This window comes from Flavobacterium circumlabens, assembly GCF_004345565.1.
In the GTDB taxonomy this organism is placed as follows: Bacteria; Bacteroidota; Bacteroidia; order Flavobacteriales; family Flavobacteriaceae; genus Flavobacterium; species Flavobacterium circumlabens.
Genome location: NZ_SLWA01000007.1, coordinates 235,498 through 257,136, shown reverse-complemented (window position 1 = coordinate 257,136; position 21,639 = coordinate 235,498). Strand labels below are relative to the sequence as shown.

The window sequence follows — 21,639 nt, the reverse complement described above, 5'->3', positions numbered from 1 at the left end:
ACAGATGCATACCAACACTGCATACGAACATATCCTCCTTTTTAGTAAAAAAACAATAAACACACCTTTTAGACAGCCCTGTTAAATTATTTAAATAATTATAGTATTAATTAGAAATTAATAAACTTTGTCCAGGTGTTTGTCCAGTTTTGTTCTGTCTTAAATGCACCTGTAGCTCCTGCTAAGTTTAATGTAGCAATATTAAAAAATGGTTGTGTTAAAGCCCATGAATCTGCAATTGTAGCAGTAGACGCTGGTGAACTTCCTGCACCTAAAGATGTTCCAACCGGCAATATAGGATCAGTGAAAGCATGTACGGATAAAAAGCTTCTTGCAGAACTTGCAGGTAATGAAGGAGACTCAAATCTGATTCCTGTAACATATCCTGTAACAGTAGCATTTGTAAGGCTTATTTGTCCTAATCTGCGTACGTGGATTGCATTTTCATAAAGAGCTCCACCTGCAATTGAATTTGCACCAATGATTGATAATTCAGAAATTACCGGTCTTGTGATAATTGTAGTCGAAGTACCAGTCGCGTTATTATCTAATTCGATACCGTTTGAATCCGGGTTTCCACCGCTTAAACTATGTGTCGAGTTTGTATCAGCAATAGCGATTGCTTTATTGATCGTTCCTGTGTAACCAAAGTCAAAATCGAAATTGTCATCATCCGGAGCAAAAGAAACTAAATGGCTTGCTTTTACTGTTCCTCCGAAGAATTCGAATGAATCATCTCTTCCGTAAGATACCTGAACGTGATCAATAACAGTACCGCTACCAACACCACCACAAGTTAAACCATTGATTTCAACACCTGTAGCTGCATCTAAAATACGACCTGCATACTCGATACGAACATAGTTTAAAGCTCCGGCGCTGTGTGTATTGTTTGTTCCTCCGTAATAAAAATCAGATGGTGTTGGCTGATCTCCTAAACCTTCGATAATATTGGTAGTTAAACCTGTATTTACCTGAGCATCTCCTAAAAGAACAAGTCCTCCAAAATCTCCGGGAGTTGCTTTTGTAGTAGCATTTCCGTCTAACAAATTATAACTTGTAAAGATAACAGGTGCTGTTGCAGTACCCTGAGCATCGATCTGACCTGTTTTAGTAATTACCACTACACCTGTAGCTCCACTGGCTAATACTTTAGCTTTAATGAAAGTTCCTGGTTGTATGGTTAATTTTGCTCCTATTACACGAACAACTCCGCTAACTTCCCAAACTCTGTCGTTTGTCCAGGTAGTGTTAGTAGTAATGTTACCACTTACAGTTTGTACTGTAGCAGGATAACCTGAATAATCTGCGCTGGCAGATTTCATTGCAAATGAAGAATCAGCACTTGCTTCATCATTTTGACAAGAATTGAAGAAAATAATTGCAATCGCGAACAAAAAAACTTTTTTCATGATAACTGAATTTTGATTAACTTTGCTGCTTATATTTTACACTTGAGGTCTTTGGGGAGAGCAGCAAATTTTCTTCCCTCTGACCTTTCCTTTTTTGGTAAAGTTTTTTAATAAGCTTTCCGTTTACCACCGGAGACTTATCCCTGCATATTCTTCTTTCACTTTCAGGGCACAGGCGAAAGGTCATTTCTCTTCTAACCGGAAACAAATACAACCGCAAATATTAGAGAACGTGAAAATCTATTTTACCATTCTGATCCGTTTTCCGGTCTGGTTTTTTTTGCAGATTATGTACGTCTGAAATGTTTAGTAACTACTTGCAACCTTTTTTCAAAGAAATTAATTTGGAAACCGATTTTATTGATATTAAAAAATCTATGGTCCTTTATATACATTAGATTTCAACAGAGTAAAAAATCACGTGAAAATTTATCCTTAACGTTTTCTTAATTTTAGTAGTCTTTTATTACTGAAATCAGCAATTCAATGTTACTAAAAAGAATAATTCATAGAAAAGCTTATGGTTCTTCCGCTCCAGGCTTTAAACTTTTTTTGATCGATAAAAGGATCGTATTTATCTGTGGCTCCAGCACCAAGTCCTCTTTGATCTCTTGGATTGGATCCGAATTCGACATCATTAATCTTTGAATAACTATTGAAATTATTGTATGTCTCAATAGCCGTGTCAAAAAGATTTTTAACTCCTAACTTTATTTCTAAATTCTTTTCTTTAAACAACTTGTAGCTGACCTGAACATCTGTAACTGCATAAGGCATGCGTATTTCTTCTGCATCATAATCAAATCCTACTAAAATATACTGATCGCCTATTGCATTGTGTCTAATACTGAACCCTGCGCGTTCCCCAATATAATCCAGACCTAAATTGTAATTATAAGGTGCCTGACCATATAATGGTCGGTTTGCTTCATAAAGTCCCCCGGTACCATCTATTTTTACATATCCCGTAACCTTGGTATCATTGAATGCTGCATTCCCGCACAGAAATATTTTCTTTAAAAGATCTCCTTCACCCAGAAAGGATAAATTTTTATAAATTTCAAATTCAACTCCAAAAAGTTTAGCACTATCGGAATTCATGTTATAAATATATCTCGTGCCCCCATCTGCTCCTATCTGTGTAACACCTTCAATTGGTTTTTTAATATTTTTATGATAAATACCAAAAGAAATAATTTCACCCGGAGCTGGAAACCATTCCGTCTTAAAATCAAAACTATCTACTAAAGTCGAAACAATTCCTCCAGTGTAATTTAAAACCTGTGCATTACGTACCGGATCATAATAGGGCATGTTCAGACGCTCTGCAAACTGAGGACGCAGGACCGATTTGTTATAACCGAGTCTCACATTCATTTTGTTTGTCGGGCTTATCGTTAAATTTGCCGAAGGAAGATATTGCCAGACATCATCGTCTAATTGTGCGGTTTCAAAACTGCCTGAATTATCAGACTGGCTGGCAATCTGAGTATACACATAACTCTCGGCGCGCATTCCCCATACCAATCTTATGTATGGATTGATTTTATTATCGAGCATTAAAAAAGGAGAATGAATTTTAACATCTCCTATATATTCATTGCCATAAGTAGTGATTCTGTTCCATCCGAAACCACCCCACTTATAATAGGAGCCATCGAGTAATTGGGAGTAAGGAAAATCAACAACAGCAGTTTCAGTTGGCTGTCCTAAAGTAACCATTGCTGCTGTTTCCTGCTGATTAGTTGCTTTTTTATAGGTACCGAAATAACCTGCTTTGATATTGTTTTTAATCGATTCCCCAATATCAAAAGCATAGTTAAAATTAATTCCTACATTATAATCTTTTTCACTATTGGTAAAATTTGATCTCTTAAAATTATCCGGCGAGCTATTGTAAATTTCCTGATATAAAAGCACATCGTCTCCAACTTTTTTTCTACGCTGTGTCAAAAAAGTAGCATCCTTAGTGTCTTTTGATGTAGTTGTAAAAGCACCAAACCAGTTAATTTCAAAATTTTCAAAACGATGATTACCTTCAATTTTGTTTTGTATAAATTTTTGGTAGACAGGATAACTTGTTTCCTGTGTAAACGGTAAAAAGCTTCCTTCTACTATTTGCTCTAAATTACCATTATATAAATTCCAACCCGTAATTTGAGTCAATTGACTGTCGTACATGTGCATGTAGGTATTTCGGGTTGTAATTTTATGCTTTCCCAACTGAATTCCCGCATTAAACATTCCCCCCAGTGTTGAATTGAAATTATAAGCGGCACCTGAATTTTTAAATCCATATTTTTTAAAAGTCGAATAACCATTTTCCGGTCCGGCTGTAAATTCCGTATTAGGCATGTAAGATCCTCTCTCTGTATGATCAATTTTTAACTGATCCTGTGTGTTTTTGAAGATCAGCGAACCTACAAAACCAAATTTGTTATTGTCTTTTAGTTCATAAACACGGCCTACGGCAAATTGCATTGAAGTTCCCGGAGCGGCATATGTTTTATACGTTGTAAAATTATCCTGGGTAAACCTTTTGGATTGTTCTAAAAAAGGCCCTGATGCTGCTTCGGTAGTAGGTACAGCGATATTTACCAAACCGGAAGGGTAACTTCTCGTACCATCATCGAATCCGATATAATCGCTTTCTCCCTCTTGTTTCGTCAGGCGATCCTTAAAAGTGCTTCGGCTGTTATAGGAAGTTCCTATGCTGAATGTCATAAAATTTTTCTTCGGAATATCTTTGGTTTTTACCTCTACATAACCACCGGCAAAATTGGCATTCATATCCGGAGTGGCATTTTTACTGACAATAACACTTTCTACCATCGCGGTAGGGATAATGTCAAAATTAAACTGTTGCTGGTTCGGATCGGTACTCGGAAGATTCACTCCGTCCATTACCGCCTGATTCCAACGCTCCCCCATAGAACGCACGACTACATATTTATCATCAATTGTAGTGACGCCCGTGATTCTTTTTAAGGTACTTCCAACATCTTTATCCGGAGTTCGGGCAATTTGTTCGGCAGAAATACCATCTGAAAACTGAGCCGCTTTCTTTTGCTGCAGCAGCATTCCTTCGGTAGAAGCAGTCGCTTTTTGGTAAGTTTGGGTAATCACCACTTCATTCAGGGATTCTGCATCATCTTTTAGCACTACATTCAATACGGCATCAGATTCCCCGGATACCTTTATGTCTGTAATTTTCTGAGTTTGAAAGGAGACATAACTGATCTCCAATGCATAAGTTCCCTCTTCCAGACTAAAGGAATAATTTCCATCAAAATCTGAAACCGTAGTATTTCCGGTCTCTACTACTTTTAGGGAGGCACCCGGTAAAGCAAGACCGTTTTTATCGACGACTTTTCCCGAAATGTTTCCTACTTTTTTGGTGGAAGCCGTTTTTTTATTGACCGCAATATTGGTGTTGTTTCTTCTGAAATTTAAATTGGTCAGCACCTGAAGTTCCTGTAATATAACATCGATACTAACATTGTCTTTTTTTAGCGTCACAAGCGGTTTACTAAAATCGATGTCTTTTTGATAAACAAAGCGATAGGGAGTCCGGGATTCTAAATTTTCAAAAATATCTTTTGGCGAAGCATTTTTAAAATCTACTGACACGGTGCCAGATTGTGCATATATACTCGCTGTACCGAGAAACAGGCTGAAAAACAGAATTTGTACAGCAATTGAAAATTGCCTGAAAAAATCGCTCATAAGTCAATAATTTGTTTTAGGTGTGTATTTGTTTATTATAGTTTGATATTGTTGTCTTGTCAGGAAATTGCATCTCTATTTGCTGACCATATAAGTATTGTCACCAATAGGTTTTATCGTTACTTCTAAAGCGAAAGCAATAGTCTGTATTATTTCCGGGATTCCCTGTCTGGTATCCAGGGTTCCTTTTATCTGCAATAATTTTAAATCTTCACTGGCGTATTTCAGGGTGAAATTGTGATCTGCCTGCAGCTTTTGGATAACGGTTACCAGACTTAATCCGTCAACATCGAGGAGTGCTTTTTTCCATTCCGGTTCCAAAACTGTTATTCTGTGTTTTTTGAGGGTCTTATTTTCGGGACTAAGCAGCGCCGCATCTCCTCTTTCTAAAAAAACAGTATTTTGGGAGCTTTCTACTTTTACTTTACCTGTACGTACATTTACTTCCGCTATTTTTCCGTACGCTTTCACATCAAAAGAAGTACCCAAAACGGTCGTTTTGATGTCACCGGAACTAATGATAAAAGGCCTCGTGGTATCTCGTGCCACTTCAAAAAAAGCTTCTCCTTTTAATTTTACAATTCGTTCGTTGGCTGCAAAATGTTCCGGATACTCAATTTGGGTATTTTCATTCACCCATACTTTTGTTCCGTCAGATAAACGCAATAATCGGATATCCTGAGGAAAGGTGTGAGTGACCACTTTAGGAGTTGTAACAAAATCTAAGGCAGAAAAAGACTGATATCCTGCAATAGAAATAAAAAGAATAATACAGGCCGCAATTGCTTTTTGATAAATACGTTTGCGTTTTTTAATTGTGGCATTTTGAATAGTATTCCACATCCTGAATTTTATTTCATCAGAAAATATTCCTTTTTGCGGCAACTCATCCCATTCTTCACGTAGTCTGTTCGATTTCATTATGTATCAGTAAAATTAATTGTACCAGGAAAAATCGCGAATATCTCCTGTTTATGTACATTAGATTATTCTGCTTCAAAAAATCACGGGGGTATGCGACACTTAACCTTTTGTTAATGCTCTAAAAAAACAAACAACAACAAAACACTAACAAACAGTTAGTTAGCTAAAACAGCTAAAAAATAAGTTACATTTAATTTACATAGGAGTTCTGATCCTGACCATTGTCTGATGCCTCCTGCAGTAATAACCTATAAAACTGAAATGAAAAATAAGCGCCTAGTAGTGATTGATGAATACCAGGGCAAACCAATACAGTTCATAGCTTTTTACGGAATTCTTTTTAAGGTATTGCAGTGTTTTGGAAATCTGGTTGGCAACAGCACTTTGAGACATGCCCATTTCCAGTGCAATTTCCTTATAACTCATTTCTTCAAACTTATGCAGTGTAAAAATTTTTCTCCTTTTTTCAGGGATTTGCTGCAACAGCATTTCTAATTTTTCCAGCTTGAGCGAAATGTTCTCGTCCACTTCATCAGCACTATCCAGTTCTTTTATCAATTGAACGTATTCGACCGAGAGAACTTTATTTTGCTTTTTATACCATTTTGAAATTTCCTGTTTACTGCTCTTAAACAAAACGGCATCCAGCGCTATTCCCGGTTCAATTTTAGTGCGGTACTTCCAGAGGTGAATAAAAACATTTTGGGTGATATCTTCGGCATCTGCAAGCTGGGCCGTATATTTTTTGACAAAACAAAATACTTTGAAATGATATAGCTCATAGATTTCCTTAAAAGAAGAATCATCTCCGTCGCGCAATCTGGTGATCAAAATAGTATTCATAATGCAGTTTTAAAATAGGTAAACAATCCTTACAAAATTATCTTAAACTAACATCCGTTATTTTACGCGCTTCGTCATTTAATGATTTATTAATATTTGATCTACAACCTGAAGTGATTTTATAACACAAAAATAATTTACCCGCCCTCTGAAAAAGGCACTTCGGAAAGAGATCCCTTTTATGCGACTTTTCCTTTAATTTTGTTCGTATGTCAAGTTTATTTGGCAAAGATTTAAAGGCTGGGCTTAATTGTTTAATATTCCAACCTTTTTGTCTAATTTAGCACGACATAAGCAATACAGCGTATTTTCTTGCAGTATTGTGAACAACAGCACACTAATAATTTAGTTAATTTGAAAAACTATGAACACATTTGATTTTGGCATTGTCGGTCTCGGCGTAATGGGCCGTAACTTACTTTTAAACATTGCCAGCCAAAAATTTGCCGCAGCAGGATTAGATTTAGATCCGGAAAAGGTCAACTCTCTTCAAAAGGAAGCTGATGCGGAACATACACTCGAAGCAACAACAGACGTTAAACATTTTGTCGGATTAATTCAGCGTCCAAGAGCGATCATGCTATTGGTACCTGCCGGAAAACCTGTCGACAGCGCCATTCAAAGCCTGCTTCCACATCTTGACGAAGGAGATATTATCATTGATGGCGGTAATACGTATTTTACCGATACCGACCGAAGATTTGTCGAATTATCGGCTAAAGGAATCCACTTCTTTGGTATGGGAATTTCCGGAGGCGAAAAAGGAGCCCGATTCGGTCCGAGCATGATGCCCGGAGGAGATAAAAAAGCCTATGAAAGACTTCGCCCTATTTTTGAAGCGATAGCAGCAAAAGTTGAAGGAGAACCTTGTGTGGAATACTTAGGAAACGGATCCGCCGGAAACTACGTTAAAATGGTTCACAACGGAATCGAATACGGAATTATGCAGCTCATTTCTGAAATCTATGACCTCATGAAACGTGGTTATAATCTCGATGAAGATACCATTCAGAAAGCTTTTGAAGAGTGGAACGAGACTGATCTTAAATCCTACCTGATTGAAATAACAGGCCATATCCTGAAACAAAAAGACGAAAACGGCCTGAGACTTATCAACCAAATATCAGACTGGGCCAAATCGAAAGGAACAGGCAAATGGACTTCCCAGAATGCCATGGACCTGCAGGTTCCGGTTCCGACCATTGATGCTGCGGTAGTGATGCGCGATATGTCTAAAAGCAAACCCGAAAGAATTGAGGCAGCCACGAAACTGATCTGGAATAACGATCCGGCAGCTGTAAATGCCGCCGAAGCCATTGCTTCACTAAAGTCAACCTTATATTTTGCTATTCTGATTACTTATGCGCAGGGACTGGCTCAGCTGAGAACTGCTTCTAAGGAATACAATTACGAATTGAATCTGGAGACTGTTACCAAAATATGGCGTGGAGGCTGTATCATTCGTGCAAATGTGCTGGAAGATTTCAGAAAAGCATTTGCCACAGACGCCAACTTACCGAACATCCTTTTAGATGCCGATATTGCCGCAAAACTTAATGAGAGTCAGAACGGAATCAGAACCGTGATTCAGTTTGCCGTACAGAAGGGATTACCGGTTGCAGGACTTATGAATTCTCTGGCTTATTTTGATGCTTACCGATCTGAAAATCTTCCTACCAACCTAATTCAGGCACAGCGCGACTATTTTGGAGCGCACACCTACGAACGTATTGATGCCCCTGGTGTCTTTCATACGGAATGGAATGATTAAGAACCTTTAAGCGACGCAAAAATGAGTACTGTAAAAAATATCAACCCAACTATTATCGTAATTTTTGGAGCTTCGGGTGACCTGGCAAAAAGAAAGCTCTTTCCTGCCTTTCAAAATCTGTTTCTGGATTGCCGAATGCCGGAAAAATTTCAGATCATAGCACTTGGAAGGGCTGAAAAAAGTGATGCCGAATTTCGCAATTACGTCCTTGAAAATTTAAAAACGTTTTCAAGAAAATCAGATGTATCCAGTGCAGAAACGAAGGACTTCATCTCCCGTATAACGTATTTAAGGCATGATATTGACAAAGAAGAATCTTATCATGAATTAAATTCAAAATTAACCAGTATTGATCAGACTTTCGGGATTCGTGCCAATCGACTTTTTTACCTGTCAATTGCACCTTCCTTCATCACTACTATTTCAGTTTATATTAAAAAAATAGGGCTTACGCCTAATGTCGGGCAAGACCGGATTATTATTGAAAAACCTTTTGGTTACGATAAGGCTTCAGCGATTGAACTCAATGAAATGCTCTCACAAACCTTTAAGGAAGAACAGATTTACCGCATCGATCATTATTTAGGCAAAGAAACTGTTCAGAATATACTGGCTTTCCGTTTTGGTAATTCGATGTTTGAGCCTTTATGGAACCGCAATTTCATTGATTTTGTCCAGATTACGGTGGCCGAAGAAGTGGGGGTTGAAGAGCGCGGCGGATTTTATGAAGGAGTCGGCGCTTTGAAGGATATGATACAAAACCACCTGCTTCAGATTTTATGCATGACGGCTATGGAGGCACCGGCTTCACTGGGGGCGGATGATATCCGAAACCGTAAAGCAGATGTACTGCGCTCTATTCGCCGCATCAAACCGGAAGAAGTGGATCATTATACCGTAAGAGGGCAATACGATGCCGGTTTTATAAAGGGCAGTCCTGTTGCGGGATATCGCCAGGATAAAGGAATTGCACCGGACTCCAATACGGAAACGTATGTGGCCATGAAAATATATCTGGACAACTGGAGATGGCAGGGTGTTCCGTTTTATCTGCGTTCCGGAAAAAGAATGCAGGAAAAACAATCTTCTATTATCATTCAGTTTAAACCGGTACCACACTCCTCCTTTTCATATGGCAATGAAGGAATGACGCCTAACCGACTTATTATCAATATTCAGCCGGCAATGGATATCAAGCTGCAATTTATGACCAAAAAACCGGGTCTGTCACTTTCATTACGACCTGCAGAAATGGTATTTGATTATTTTCAGTGTTCTACGATGTCACCGGAAGCTTATGAAACACTGCTTTCTGATGCTTTGGTGGGAGACCCTACCCTGTTTATGCGTTGGGATCAGGTAGAACAGGCCTGGGATGCCATTGATACGATTCAGGAATTCTGGAAAAATAATGCACCAGCCAATTTTCCGAATTACAAAGCCGGAAGCTGGGGACCTGAAGCTGCAGATGAATTATTGGCAAGACAAGGACATGCCTGGGTTCCTAATACACCAACTGAAAACGAAAAAGTTTAAAATGATACAGATATTTGATACTATAGAAGCTATTAATAGTACAGCGGCGGACATTTTTGTAACAGCCGCCCAAAAAGCAATAACGGAGAAAGGGCAATTTTCGGCTGTACTTACCGGCGGTTCATCGCCTGCGGGTATTTACCGCCTATTGGCTTCAACTGAATATAAAACCAAAATTGACTGGAGTAAAGTTTATATTTTTTGGGGTGATGAGCGCTGGGTTCCGCTTGACGACAACCTGAGTAATGCGAAAATGTCTTTCGAGGCGCTTCTAAGCCATGTTCCGATTCCTGAAAAAAATATTTTTACCATGTATGAAGATGGTATTTCAGCTGAAGATTATGCGGTGAAATACGAACAATCCGTAAAAAGTATTTTGGGACCGGACGGAAAATTTGACCTTATTTTACTGGGAATGGGAGATGATGGCCATACCGCCTCCCTTTTTCCGGGAGAAGCCGTTTTAAACGAAAAAGAAAAATGGGTAGCCGCCTATCGTCTTGAATCCCAGAACATGCACCGTATCACTTTGACTGCTCCGCTGATTAACAAAGCAGAGAAGATTGTCGTAGTCGCTTTTGGTGAAAAGAAAGCACCTGCCCTGAAGGAAGTATTGCATGGAGATTACAATCCCGCTACCTATCCGATGCAGTTGATAAAACCTGTTTCAGGAGAATTGCTGTTTCTTGTAGATAAAAGCGCTGCGGGGAAAGCTTAATACGCTTCTTCTGCATTGAAAAACAGCAGATATACATTATAAAAAACGAGTTAATTATCCTGATTAAGATATTTAACTCGTTTTTGATTTTACGTTGATTTTTTTATTTGATTAAGTTTAGAATTTCTTTGAAGACTTCATTTTTCGAACTTTTAACAAGCTCATAAAGACACATTTCAACAGTCGTTACATCAGCGCCTTTATGCTGTAATTTTTTCAAGGCCAGATCAATATTTTCTTTTGCACGCGAAGAAACGCAATCGGCTACAATTTCAACTTCAAAATTATGCGATAACAATCCTAAGACCGTCTGGTAGACACAAATATGGGCTTCAATTCCGCAAATAAGCCATTGCTTTCTGCCTGAATCAATGATTGCCTTTTTAAAGCTTTCATTCTCCATCGCATTGAAAGAATACTTTTCCAAAGGCTGTTGATTTTTTAACAGTCCTGCTAATTCGGGTACTGTAGCTCCAAGTCCCTGCGGATTTTGTTCGATCCAGATTATGGGCAATTCCAGTATTTGACCCCCACGAATAATTTTCTCAAGATTGAAAATTAATTTTTCGCTTTCATTTACGATACGCGCCAATTTGCCCTGAACATCAATTAGAATCAATCCTGTGTTTTCCTGTATCAGCATAAGTCCTTATTTACTACTATTTTTTAACGATGTAACTTTTAATACATCCGGTAAAGTTAAGAATTCATCTTAAGGATTTAGAATTACCTGATGAATAAATTCTAACGAATTATGCCGTTATTATCCGCTACATTTAGATTTTCTTATCATGGCCTGTTTAGCGTTTTTCTTCCCAAAAAAACTTATCTTAGCCCTACTAAAAAGACGATTCGTTAGCTGAAATTGAGAACCCCTAAATCTTAAAACCATGCCCACTAAAAAATCAGATATACAAAAAGAAGCAGAAAATGAACTGGTGCTGTCTTATCTGACCATGAGAAATTTAATTGGCTTTTCGGGAATACTGCTTCCTCTTATTTTAGTTTTGACCACCAAAACGGCAAGCGGCGAAAAACTCATCGAACCCTCCATCAGTGATTATTATTACACCAGCAATGGAGATGTACTGGTTGTATTGTTGAGTGTACTGGGCGTATTTCTATTTACGTATAATGGATACAATAGTATAGAAAAAGGATTAACGACCCTTGCTGCCCTTTGCGGTATTGGTGTTGCCTTTAGTCCAACAGCCACCACCAGCGCCCGCTCTACTACTATACATGTTGCCAATGAAGCTGTTCCGATTGTTTTTGGAATTGAAAGGCATTTTATCTTTGCCGGTTTATTTTTTATTGCTCTGGCGATCATATCATTAGTCTATTTTCCAAAGTTAAAAGACGACCAACAGGTGGTTACCCCTCAAAAAAAGAAACGAAATGTGATCTACATTATTTGCGGCTGGGTTATTATTGCCTGCATTGTACTGCTTGGCGTGTATTTTGTTTTTAAGCCCTCGTTTTTAAAAAATGTTCCGGTGGTATTTATTCTCGAAGCTGTAGCCATAGAAGCTTTCGGATTATCCTGGATTACCAAAGGACAAACTTTATGGCCGGATTGTGAACATTATTTAGAAAAAGGGTATCACGATCTCAAAGATGCTCTGAAATAAACCTAAAAAAACATCTGACCTACGTATTGTATGCCAGATGTAATTACAAATCAACCTTCAATTAAAAATTTTATTTCACTACATATGAAACCGCATCTGCTTCACAAAGTCGGAAATAACCGAAAGCAAAATTATCGGCATCAGTGGTATTGACAATATTACCTCTGACATTTCCCGGAGGAATAGAGAAAGGGTTTCCGCCATACCCTTCTAAAAGTAAATTCATATAATTATAAAAGTTTTTAGAAATGCCGCGATGCATAATCTCAACGGTGTTTCCGGGCTTCATATCTTCATCTGAGAATCTTGTGCTTATTTCATTTCCATTAAATAAGTCATCATCGCTTAGTTCATACTCCGGGTAAAGGAGGAATGCACTTTTATAATCCGTAAGATAAAAATTGACCTGATCAGCAGGATCTTTATAATAAAAAGTCAGTTCGATTACATCTTCTCCTCCAAAATCCGGAACCATCTTTTGCTCTACTTTATCAATTGGCGTCACCGAAGTCAGTTTTTCGACGGCTTTAAAACTGTGTCCTTCTGCGGTTACAAAAAGGGTATAATCTGTATTGAGAACCGGAACAAAATTAGTACAGACATAAGAACCGGGTTCGGTTTCGTTAAAAGTAAAAACAGTACCAGCGCTATTTTCAACTCGTACCTGTGCTCCGGAAACTTTTGGCGTAGTGGTATTATAGTACGGAGCCGTTTTACTGATTTTGATGACCTGCTCACTACCCGTTGTTCCTTTTTTCCAGATGATCTCGGCATCTATTACTATTTTGGGTGCACCACTTTCTAAATCAAGTGTTACTACATCTTCACAAGATGAAAAAAACAGCATAAAAAGAAGGCTGAATAAAGTAAGTGCTTTACTTTTAAAAATATCGTTTTGAATCCTTTGCATGTTCATTAAAATTTAAAATTATAGGAAATACCAGGCACTATCCCAAAAATTGACAGTCTTCTGGTCTCATTGGCTCCTGTATCTTCATTTGTAGCAAATGTCATGGAAGCGGCATTTTTTCTGTTATAGACATTATAGATGCTAAATACCCAATAGCTCTGCCATCCTTTCTTTTTATCGGGTTTAGGCGTATAAGTCGCTGCCAGATCTAAGTGATGAAAGAGCGGCAGCCTGTTTTCATTTCTAAGGGAATAATTCGGAATATTGATCCCTCCAAATTCATAATACTCATTGGCGTAAGTCACCGGCTGACCGGACTGCAGGGAAAAGTTAGCATTAAAAGACCATTTTGGGTTATATTCATAACTCCCTACAATGCTCAGATTATGCAGTTTGTCATACCCTGACAAATACCAGTCACCATTTGCTATTCCGGGTTCTTCTGTGGTTCTTCCGGGCGTTTTTTGTTCTGCCCTCGATAAGGTGTAGGAAACCCATCCTGTAAAATTTCCGGTGTTTTTTCTAAACAATAATTCCATACCGTACGATCTGGCTTTACCATTTAAAATAACCTGTTCTATATCATTGTTTGCCAGTATATCTGCCCCGTCAATATAATCGATACGGTTTTGGATTTTCTTATAAAATAATTCTCCTTCAAAAGAATAATCACCATCCTTAAAATTTCTAAAATATCCCGCAGCATACTGATCCAGCAGCTGTGGTTTTGTAAAAGGGCCGCTTGGTGTCCAGATTGTCGTTGGCAGCGGAGACTGGGTATTCGACAACATGTGAATGTACTGCGCCATTCTGTTGTAACTGGCCTTTACCGAATTATCATCATTAAAAGCGTACGATAATGCCACTCTTGGTTCCAGGTTATTAAATTTACTGATTGTTTTTCCCTTTCCATAAGCTATACTTCCGGTTGGAGTTCCTTCCTGGTAAATATGGTATAACGGGTTATAGACTACGGCATTTCCGTTTTCGTACGTATTGATATTTTCATCCCCTAAACGATAAAACATACTGTAACGAAGTCCGTAGCGAAGATTCAGTTTCTTCGTAATCTGATGCTCGAAATCCAGATAGGCAGAAGATTCTAAGGCATATTTTTTATCGAGCTGTTTGTAATTAAACTGCGAATCAGAACTTGTAGGCTGTACGGTACCGGGATTAAAATTATAATACTGACCATCAATTCCGTAGTTTAGTTTTAACTTTTCTGAAACCGAATAATTCCAGGCATACTTAAGTCCGTAACTTGTAATTTTGTTGTTCCACTCAAAGTTTTCGGTCTGTATACCAAGATTAAATTTATAATCACTGTAGAAAACGGACAAATTGGTGTTAACCTGATCCGAAAATTTATGTTTCCAGCTTACGATTCCCATTGTGTTTCCGTACGTGCTGGAAAAACGATCGTTGATATCAAAAACATCGTTTCCGAAATACCCCGAAAAAGCAATGGTGTTATTGGCACCTAAACGGTAATTCAGTTTCGCATTCAAATCATAAAACATAGCAGAATTTTTATTATCTGCCAGCTTTAAAAATAGATGGGCATAAGAAGCACGTCCTGCAATAATAAAAGATCCTTTCTCTTTCTGGATTGGTCCCTGCACCAGTAATCGGCTAGAAATTAAACCAATACCTCCGTTTACTTTGTAGTTTTCAAAATCCCCGGTTTGCTGGGTTACATCCAGAACAGAAGAAACACGTCCTCCAAATTTAGAAGGAATACCGCCTTTATACAAATCCAAACTATTTACAACATCTGCATTAAAAATCGAGAAAAATCCAAACATATGAGAGTCGCCATATACCGGAGCACCATCTAAAAGAATCAAATTCTGATCGGCTGCTCCTCCACGAACATTAAAACCGGAAGAGGCTTCTCCTGCATTGGTAACACCCGGCAATGTTAATAGTGACTTTAAAGGATCCGGCTCCCCCATAGCTACCGGAATCCTTTTGATTTCCTCCATAGAAAGTTTGTTGACACTCATCTGGGTATTTCTGATATCAACAGCCTTACTGTTGGTGATAATTACCTGTTCCAGTTCCTGACTGTCTGAATCCATGTAAAAATTGATCCTGGCATCGTCAGCAACCGTAATTTGTTTTTCTTTATTTTTTAAACCCAGATAACTAATCTGAACAGTATAATTTCCTTTATCCACTTCTACTGAGAACTTACCATCCGCATCGGTTGTTGCCCCGACAGAAAGTTCCTTTATAAAAATATTAGCACCAATAACGGGCTGCTTACTTTCATCAAAAACCTGACCGCTCAGCTTATTTTTTTTTTTAGCGGCTTTTGTTACTTTTTGTTTGACAAAAATATTATTACCTACAATTGAAAATTGAACAGACGAGATTTTGTTCAGCTCTCCGATCAGTTTCTCTACTTCGATTTGCTTAAAGGTCTTGTTTTCTTTAAAATATTTTTGGCTTGCATCGATCTGATCGGTAAAGGCAAATTTAAAGTCGGACTGATTCTCAATTTGCTTGAATACTTCTTTTAAGGTCACCGTTTGATCTACAGTTACGGTTACCTTTTGGGAAAACATACTAAAACTGAGTAAAAAAAAGCATGCTGAAATTATATGCTTCATGAAATTTTGTATTTTTGAATATTATTAAATGGGAAAGCGCTATGCTTTCCTGACTATGAGGAGGATGTGTAGTTTCGCGGCTAGTGCATCCTTTTCTTTTCTACTGAAAAGTAATCTGTTTTAATGCTTCATTTACTTCAAAGTTTAGGTTATACATTTCTGATATTAATTGGACAATTGTTTTTAAGTCTTCTTTTTTGTTGATTCGCAATGTGATTCGCTTGTCATGATAAGTCTCGGGAAGGATTAGTTGATAGCCGTAATTGCTTTCTACATAAGCTGTAACAGCATTGAGTTTTTCGTTGTCAAAATCCATAAATCTTTCGAAATCAGCCACTGTAACAGCACCGTCTCCATACGTGAATTTTTCACCCGGTTTCAGTATCCAGTTTTTCTCCTGCCCTTTTACATTCATCTGAACGCTGCCTTCATACAATTCCACCACTACTCCTTTTTGATCGTATTCTTTTACGATGAAAGAAGTTCCCAGAACGGTTGTGGTCGTCTCTTTGCAAAAAACCTGAAAGGGATGTTTCTTGTCTTTTTTTACTTTAAAATAAGCTTCCCCTTCTAATGCAATCTTTCTGTTGACAGAGAAATCAGCTGTATATTCAATTTTGGAAGCCGGACTCAATTCGACCCTGGAACTATCGGGCAAGAATATCGTTTTTACTTTCGAAGTGGTATTTTCGATCACATTTCCTGCAATTGAAATATCCGTTTTCAGTGGCTCTTTTATAAAGTAAAGACCAGTGCCAATGAACATTACTATCACAGCAGCCGCAGCGGCATACTTACGCCATGCCACATTTTTTTTCTTGGAAGAAAAGGCCCGGGAACGGAATTCTTCCCAGGAATCTTCTTTTGTATGATCAGAATGTATCATGGGTTTCTCCTCCCATATTTTTTTTAATTCCTCATCCAGTTTATTCTCGTCCATATCTTTGGGGCATTACATTTTTTGACATTGAAATCCTTGCTTATTAAAAACACCACAGACCATTTCCTTGATATCTCTGTTGGTCTCAATTTTAAGAATATGATAACCTTCTGTATCAAAATTCATGATACAATCAGAAATAACAAATTGCAGGAGCTTTACAAGATAACTTGCCTCTTCTTTTGTTCTGACATCCGTTTTGTAAACCTCTATATCCATTTCTATGGTTTGTTTTTATAGATAACAAACGAGAATGGAAAAGTTCCTAATGGTTTTCTATTTTTTTCGAATAAATTTACTGGCAAGATAAATATGATTGGCAATGGTCTTCTCAGAAAGATCCGTAATTGCTGCAATCTCCTTATAGCTAAGGTTTTCCAGTTTGTGTAAGGTAAATATTTTTTGCTGCTGCTCGGGAAGCAAATTGATGAAACTGTATAATTTTTCTTTTCTTTCTTCAAAGTCACCTGTATCAGTTTCTTCATCTGCCATTTCAGCCTTTGAAGGATCAAGCTGAATGATTTTATTTTCCCTGTTAACGTGATTGATAATAATATTCCTGCAGATGGTAAACAATTGTTTATCCAATAAAACGTCTTCATGAAGTAATTCCCTTTTGTCGTAGAGTCTTAAAAAGGTTTCCTGAACAAAATCCTGTGGGGTAAGAACCGAAAAATCAAAGCGTCTGGCAATGTGGATCAGTTTATCATAGTAATTGAGATAGACCTCTTTGAAGGCTTCTTCATTACCTTTTTTTAAACGTAAGATAAACTTTCTATTGTCCATAACTTAAATACGATGACTACTCTAAAACTTAATGTCTTCAATATTATTGTATTTTAAAATTCAAAATTGCGAAATTTAAAACAAGGAATTTTTTGAATCACTATGTCCAATTCAATATTGTAGTAAAGTGCAAAGAACAGTAATTTAATTCTATATTTTAAGGATGCTGCGATAAAATTATAGCAATTACAGCTATTGAAACACTTTTGATTAGTAGCAAAATTTAAAAATATGTTACAGACGAAAAAGAAAGAATTGGCAAAAAATAAGGAAATAATTTCTTAAACTGTTTTGACACAAGTGTATTACAAATACAAGAAACCTATTTTTATTTATTTTGTCCACAATACCGCATTCGCGTGGGCTTCCAGCTTGATTGTTTCACCTAAAGCCTTAACTTGTACACCATGCGCACCTGCCGGCAAATTCGCAGGTTTTTCGATTCTCCATAAATGCGTGCTGATGGTTTCCGGTTTTGGAAATTTGGATATTTTCATACTGTCATATCTTCCCTGACTTTGCAGGTAATACTGCTTTTGAACGCTGGGAGCAATCCCTTCGTATTTTGTCATTTCGATCCAGTTTCCTTTATCAAAACGGATATACACTTTTGTAAATTCATCTGCTGCAAATACATTGGCGTAAATAAAAGTATCGTTCAGGATGTTGAGTGTCGTATCCCATTCGTTTGTTTTTGGGACTGTGATATCTATTTGTTTCGTGGCCGGGGCTCCGGAAACTTTATAATCGTAAGTATAACCATCGGTATTAATTCCGACAGTCCAATACCCTTTTGGAGTGCCGTCGTACATTAAGGCAAAAGGAATCTGATCGAGATCATGCGGTCCTTCCCACCACGAACCGCAAACCGCTCCTGCCACTAACTCATGAATGGGCTGTCCCGTTTCCCTTGCAAAATACTTATGGTATTGGGTATGGGTATGTCCGGCACTGATTAACACATTTTCAAAAGGTGCTAAGGATTGGATCACCCAGTCTTTGTCTTCCATTTCCTCGAGCGGAATGTGCATGAATAAATGGATCGATTTAAAATTATCTTTTCTGGCCGCAATCAGATTGGTGATGAATTCCTTTTGCGTTTCATCAAGGCGGCCTGTATATCCTTTTTCATTGACGGGATAAATATTATTCAGTACCAAAAACAATTGATTTCCGTACTCAAAGGCATAATAAGAGGGGCCAAAAACGCTTTCGAAACTCTTATCCCTGTCCTGAAAAGCAGTTTCTTTAAAATTCAGATCATGATTTCCAATCGTATAAAAAACGGGAGCTCCGATAAGTCCCAAAGTTTCCGACAATGGTTTAAAAATATTCAGATTATCAAAAGAAAGATCACCGAGAGGCACTATAAAATCAATTTCTTTATTCATTAATTCTTCCGTTACCAATTTCCCGACATGATGAATGTCGTCCATAACATCGACCTGAGTGTCTCCTAACAAAACAACTTTTAAATCTTTCTTTTCTGCATTAGGAAGAAGCGGAAAATTATAATTTTTCAGCTCTTTTATTTTATCAAAGGGAACATAAAACTGTACACTGTTTTGCTGGTTTTTCTTAGAAATATAGTTTTCAGGTTTAATGACAAAAACGGTATTTCCTTCTATTTTCGAAAGCGTGTATTTTCCTTTTGAATTTGTTTTTACTACATCTTTTCCATTAGATACCAGAATATTAGACAACATCACCTCATCTTTATCAGGAATGTCATTTTTGTTCGTATCGACAAAAACCACTCCTGATATTTTGTTGTTTTGTCCAAAAATAAACGTACCACATAAGGATACCACTAAAGTTAAAATTATTTTATTCATGGTTGCTTTTTAAAGGAAATTACAAATCACTAAAAAACCGCAGTTTTATAATTTTCATTGTAAAACTGCAGTTCCTGTCTTTTTTCAAAAGGTGTTATTTTGTTGCTAACAATTGCATTATTTTGCTGTAAATCTCGGTGTTCTGATACACGCCCATAAAATTCTGGGCTCCCGGGCCGTAAGCAAAAACAGGTACCGTTACCGAGGTGTGGTCGTTGGTACTGAAACTTCCGTGTACATATCCTTTTTCGGTACTGCCGTCTATTAAGGAAAGTCCGCCGGTTTCGTGGTCAGCCGTTACAATCAATAACGTTTCCGGGTTTTTGTCTACAAACTCCATGGCCTGTCCTACCAAACGGTCAAAATCGAGTAATTCACGCACGACATATTCTACATTATTGCTATGACCGCCGTAATCAATCTGGGCTCCTTCGGCCATTATAAAAAACGGATTTGATGTTTTGGAAAAGGTAGCTGTAGCTTTTGATAATGATTTCGCTAAAAAATCACCCCTTCCGTCCTTTCTCGAAACTACCGAAGCATTGTCCAATACCACAAAACGAGCATTAGTGATAGTATCTAAAGTGCTGAAGTGATCCGAAAAAGTATAACCTTTTTGCTGTAAGGCTTCCGCCAGATTTTTACCGTCTTTTCGGGATTTGAATTGATTACTTCCTCCTCCGATTAAAATATCAGACGGATTCGATAAAAAATCTTCAGCAATCGCTTCATTATAGCTTCTGTCGAACTGATGTGCATAAAAAGCGGCCGGTGTAGCGTCTGTAATATCACCACACGAAATAATAGCGGTTTTATACTTTTTCTTAGCCAGTAATTGGGTTATGGATTCCAGTGGTTTTCCTTTTTCATCAACACCGATAAACCGGTTACTGGTTTTGTGCCCGGAAGCCATAGCCGTTGCTCCAGCTGCCGAATCGGTGATGTAACTATCCGAAGCTTTGGTAATCGAAAATCCTTCTGTCGGAATATTGAACATGTTTAATCTTCCTTTATTAGCCGTATAACCCGCATAAATCTGCGTCAGTCCCATTCCGTCACCAATAAGAAGAATCACATTCTTTGGACGTTTATTTTTGGGAAATACCGCACCGTTTTTAGGTACATAGGTTTCATAAAACTCCGTATTCTGATAAAAAGTAGATTTAATGTTTTTGATAAATTGCGTTAATGCCGAAGTATTATCCGTAGCAATATAATCCACATGCAGGTTCATTAAAGTCATCCAGGTATTGACATTATCCTGCGTAGACCAGAATCGGATTTTTTTATTTTCATCGTGCACTTTTTTAATTATGGCTTGTATTTTTTCTGAATCGGGCTGGGTCAATACTCCTTTCCCGTTCCAAACCGTCAATTCTTTGAGATCTTCACTGATCATTTCTACTCTTGACAATTCCTCTGCCGTATAGGTTTCGTTAAGTCTTCCGTCAAAAGATATAAACGCCGGATAGTCCTTCCATTTTGCCGGAGATGGCCTGTTGCCGGAAATAATAACTTTAAAGTTTTTGTTTGAAATGAGCTCCGGATACGTGTTCAACTGCTCAGCAATTACTTTTAAAGTAGCCTCTGCATCCGACTTGATATCAATCATTAAAATTAAAGGTTTGTCGCTTTTGTAAGCTTTGCAGCCCAGCGCTTTAAATTTCAATAAAAGCGGCTCCAGGTAAAGATTTCGAAGCGAATTAGCAGGGTTGATTTCCTGCGAAGTATGGGCAACAGCCAGGTTGTTTTTCACCAGAAAAACATCGGCTTCAATTACACCCGTTTCATTGGCATAGGCTTCATAAAAAGGAAGCGGGCTTGCATAATCATTATGCGAATGAATATTAACAGAACTGTATTCCTGTGCCTGAACGAAAAGGCAAAAATGGAGGCCAAAAAGGGCAATTATTTTTTTCATCTGTACTATGATTTATTCTTTCCAAAAGCTGGAGGTAAACTTTAACAAAAAGAATATAAGTTATTGAT

General features: G+C 37.7%; 16 protein-coding genes. 4 read left to right on the top strand and 12 right to left on the bottom strand.

Annotation, left to right across the window (positions count from 1 at the left end):
• Positions 1-110 precede the first annotated feature (110 nt).
• The 4 genes from EV142_RS17470 to EV142_RS17455 form a co-directional block, all read right to left on the bottom strand.
• Positions 111-1,412 (bottom strand): hypothetical protein, encoded by a 1,302-nt coding sequence (locus tag EV142_RS17470; protein WP_132037123.1) that lies wholly within the window; start codon positions 1,410-1,412, stop codon positions 111-113.
• A gap of 492 nt (positions 1,413-1,904) precedes the next feature.
• Positions 1,905-5,138, bottom strand: coding sequence for a TonB-dependent receptor (locus EV142_RS17465; RefSeq protein ID WP_132037122.1), 3,234 nt, complete (start codon positions 5,136-5,138; stop codon positions 1,905-1,907).
• 75 nt (positions 5,139-5,213) lie between these two features.
• Positions 5,214-6,059: a FecR family protein gene (locus EV142_RS17460; RefSeq protein ID WP_132037121.1), complete on the bottom strand. Its 846-nt coding sequence runs from the start codon at positions 6,057-6,059 to the stop codon at positions 5,214-5,216.
• A gap of 279 nt (positions 6,060-6,338) precedes the next feature.
• Positions 6,339-6,905 (bottom strand): RNA polymerase sigma factor, encoded by a 567-nt coding sequence (locus EV142_RS17455; protein ID WP_132037120.1) that lies wholly within the window; start codon positions 6,903-6,905, stop codon positions 6,339-6,341.
• Between the two features lie 364 nt (positions 6,906-7,269).
• On the opposite strand from EV142_RS17455, the gene gndA reads away from it, so the two are divergent.
• Genes gndA through pgl form a run of 3 tightly spaced genes read left to right on the top strand, consistent with a single transcriptional unit; the run spans position 7,270 to position 10,930 of the window.
• A complete protein-coding gene (gene gndA, locus EV142_RS17450) occupies positions 7,270-8,676 on the top strand; it encodes an NADP-dependent phosphogluconate dehydrogenase (protein WP_132037119.1) in 1,407 nt (468 codons plus the stop codon).
• 21 nt (positions 8,677-8,697) lie between these two features.
• Entirely contained in the window at positions 8,698-10,212 is a 1,515-nt protein-coding gene (gene zwf, locus EV142_RS17445; protein ID WP_132037118.1) for a glucose-6-phosphate dehydrogenase, read from the top strand.
• 1 nt (position 10,213) lies between these two features.
• Complete coding sequence (gene pgl / locus EV142_RS17440; protein ID WP_132037117.1) at positions 10,214-10,930, top strand: 6-phosphogluconolactonase; 717 nt, start codon at positions 10,214-10,216, stop codon at positions 10,928-10,930.
• A gap of 103 nt (positions 10,931-11,033) precedes the next feature.
• Here pgl and EV142_RS17435 read toward each other — a convergent pair whose 3' ends face one another.
• Complete coding sequence (locus tag EV142_RS17435) at positions 11,034-11,573, bottom strand: hydrolase (RefSeq protein WP_132037116.1); 540 nt, start codon at positions 11,571-11,573, stop codon at positions 11,034-11,036.
• Between the two features lie 247 nt (positions 11,574-11,820).
• Between EV142_RS17435 and EV142_RS17430 the strand changes: the two genes are divergently transcribed.
• On the top strand, positions 11,821-12,561 hold the full coding sequence (locus EV142_RS17430) for a PrgI family protein (protein WP_132037115.1): 741 nt from the start codon (positions 11,821-11,823) through the stop codon (positions 12,559-12,561).
• 70 nt (positions 12,562-12,631) lie between these two features.
• On the opposite strand, the gene EV142_RS17425 is transcribed toward EV142_RS17430, so the two are convergent.
• From EV142_RS17425 to EV142_RS17395, 7 genes are all read right to left on the bottom strand, one after another.
• On the bottom strand, positions 12,632-13,471 hold the full coding sequence (locus tag EV142_RS17425; protein ID WP_132037114.1) for a DUF4249 domain-containing protein: 840 nt from the start codon (positions 13,469-13,471) through the stop codon (positions 12,632-12,634).
• Positions 13,472-13,476: 5 nt separating this feature from the next.
• Complete coding sequence (locus EV142_RS17420; protein ID WP_132037113.1) at positions 13,477-16,089, bottom strand: TonB-dependent receptor; 2,613 nt, start codon at positions 16,087-16,089, stop codon at positions 13,477-13,479.
• A 100-nt stretch (positions 16,090-16,189) separates the two neighbouring features.
• Positions 16,190-17,029, bottom strand: coding sequence for a FecR family protein (locus EV142_RS17415; RefSeq protein WP_132037112.1), 840 nt, complete (start codon positions 17,027-17,029; stop codon positions 16,190-16,192).
• 12 nt (positions 17,030-17,041) lie between these two features.
• Entirely contained in the window at positions 17,042-17,248 is a 207-nt protein-coding gene (locus EV142_RS17410; protein ID WP_132037111.1) for a hypothetical protein, read from the bottom strand.
• Between the two features lie 57 nt (positions 17,249-17,305).
• A complete protein-coding gene (locus EV142_RS17405; protein ID WP_132037110.1) occupies positions 17,306-17,815 on the bottom strand; it encodes an RNA polymerase sigma factor in 510 nt (169 codons plus the stop codon).
• Between the two features lie 332 nt (positions 17,816-18,147).
• A complete protein-coding gene (locus EV142_RS17400) occupies positions 18,148-19,650 on the bottom strand; it encodes a calcineurin-like phosphoesterase C-terminal domain-containing protein (protein WP_132037109.1) in 1,503 nt (500 codons plus the stop codon).
• A gap of 94 nt (positions 19,651-19,744) precedes the next feature.
• On the bottom strand, positions 19,745-21,571 hold the full coding sequence (locus tag EV142_RS17395; RefSeq protein ID WP_132037108.1) for an alkaline phosphatase: 1,827 nt from the start codon (positions 21,569-21,571) through the stop codon (positions 19,745-19,747).
• Positions 21,572-21,639: the final 68 nt, after the last annotated feature.

Excerpts from the sequence above, each read along its gene's own strand:
- EV142_RS17470 (WP_132037123.1), bottom strand. The coding sequence starts at position 1,412 with ATGAAAAAAGTTTTTTTGTTCGCGATTGCAATTATTTTCTTCAATTCT.
- EV142_RS17465 (WP_132037122.1), bottom strand. The coding sequence starts at position 5,138 with ATGAGCGATTTTTTCAGGCAATTTTCAATTGCTGTACAAATTCTGTTT.
- EV142_RS17460 (WP_132037121.1), bottom strand. The coding sequence starts at position 6,059 with ATGAAATCGAACAGACTACGTGAAGAATGGGATGAGTTGCCGCAAAAA.
- EV142_RS17455 (WP_132037120.1), bottom strand. The coding sequence starts at position 6,905 with ATGAATACTATTTTGATCACCAGATTGCGCGACGGAGATGATTCTTCT.
- gndA (WP_132037119.1), top strand. The coding sequence starts at position 7,270 with ATGAACACATTTGATTTTGGCATTGTCGGTCTCGGCGTAATGGGCCGT.
- zwf (WP_132037118.1), top strand. The coding sequence starts at position 8,698 with ATGAGTACTGTAAAAAATATCAACCCAACTATTATCGTAATTTTTGGA.
- pgl (WP_132037117.1), top strand. The coding sequence starts at position 10,214 with ATGATACAGATATTTGATACTATAGAAGCTATTAATAGTACAGCGGCG.
- EV142_RS17435 (WP_132037116.1), bottom strand. The coding sequence starts at position 11,573 with ATGCTGATACAGGAAAACACAGGATTGATTCTAATTGATGTTCAGGGC.
- EV142_RS17430 (WP_132037115.1), top strand. The coding sequence starts at position 11,821 with ATGCCCACTAAAAAATCAGATATACAAAAAGAAGCAGAAAATGAACTG.
- EV142_RS17425 (WP_132037114.1), bottom strand. The coding sequence starts at position 13,471 with ATGCAAAGGATTCAAAACGATATTTTTAAAAGTAAAGCACTTACTTTA.
- EV142_RS17420 (WP_132037113.1), bottom strand. The coding sequence starts at position 16,089 with ATGAAGCATATAATTTCAGCATGCTTTTTTTTACTCAGTTTTAGTATG.
- EV142_RS17415 (WP_132037112.1), bottom strand. The coding sequence starts at position 17,029 with ATGGACGAGAATAAACTGGATGAGGAATTAAAAAAAATATGGGAGGAG.
- EV142_RS17410 (WP_132037111.1), bottom strand. The coding sequence starts at position 17,248 with ATGGATATAGAGGTTTACAAAACGGATGTCAGAACAAAAGAAGAGGCA.
- EV142_RS17405 (WP_132037110.1), bottom strand. The coding sequence starts at position 17,815 with ATGGACAATAGAAAGTTTATCTTACGTTTAAAAAAAGGTAATGAAGAA.
- EV142_RS17400 (WP_132037109.1), bottom strand. The coding sequence starts at position 19,650 with ATGAATAAAATAATTTTAACTTTAGTGGTATCCTTATGTGGTACGTTT.
- EV142_RS17395 (WP_132037108.1), bottom strand. The coding sequence starts at position 21,571 with ATGAAAAAAATAATTGCCCTTTTTGGCCTCCATTTTTGCCTTTTCGTT.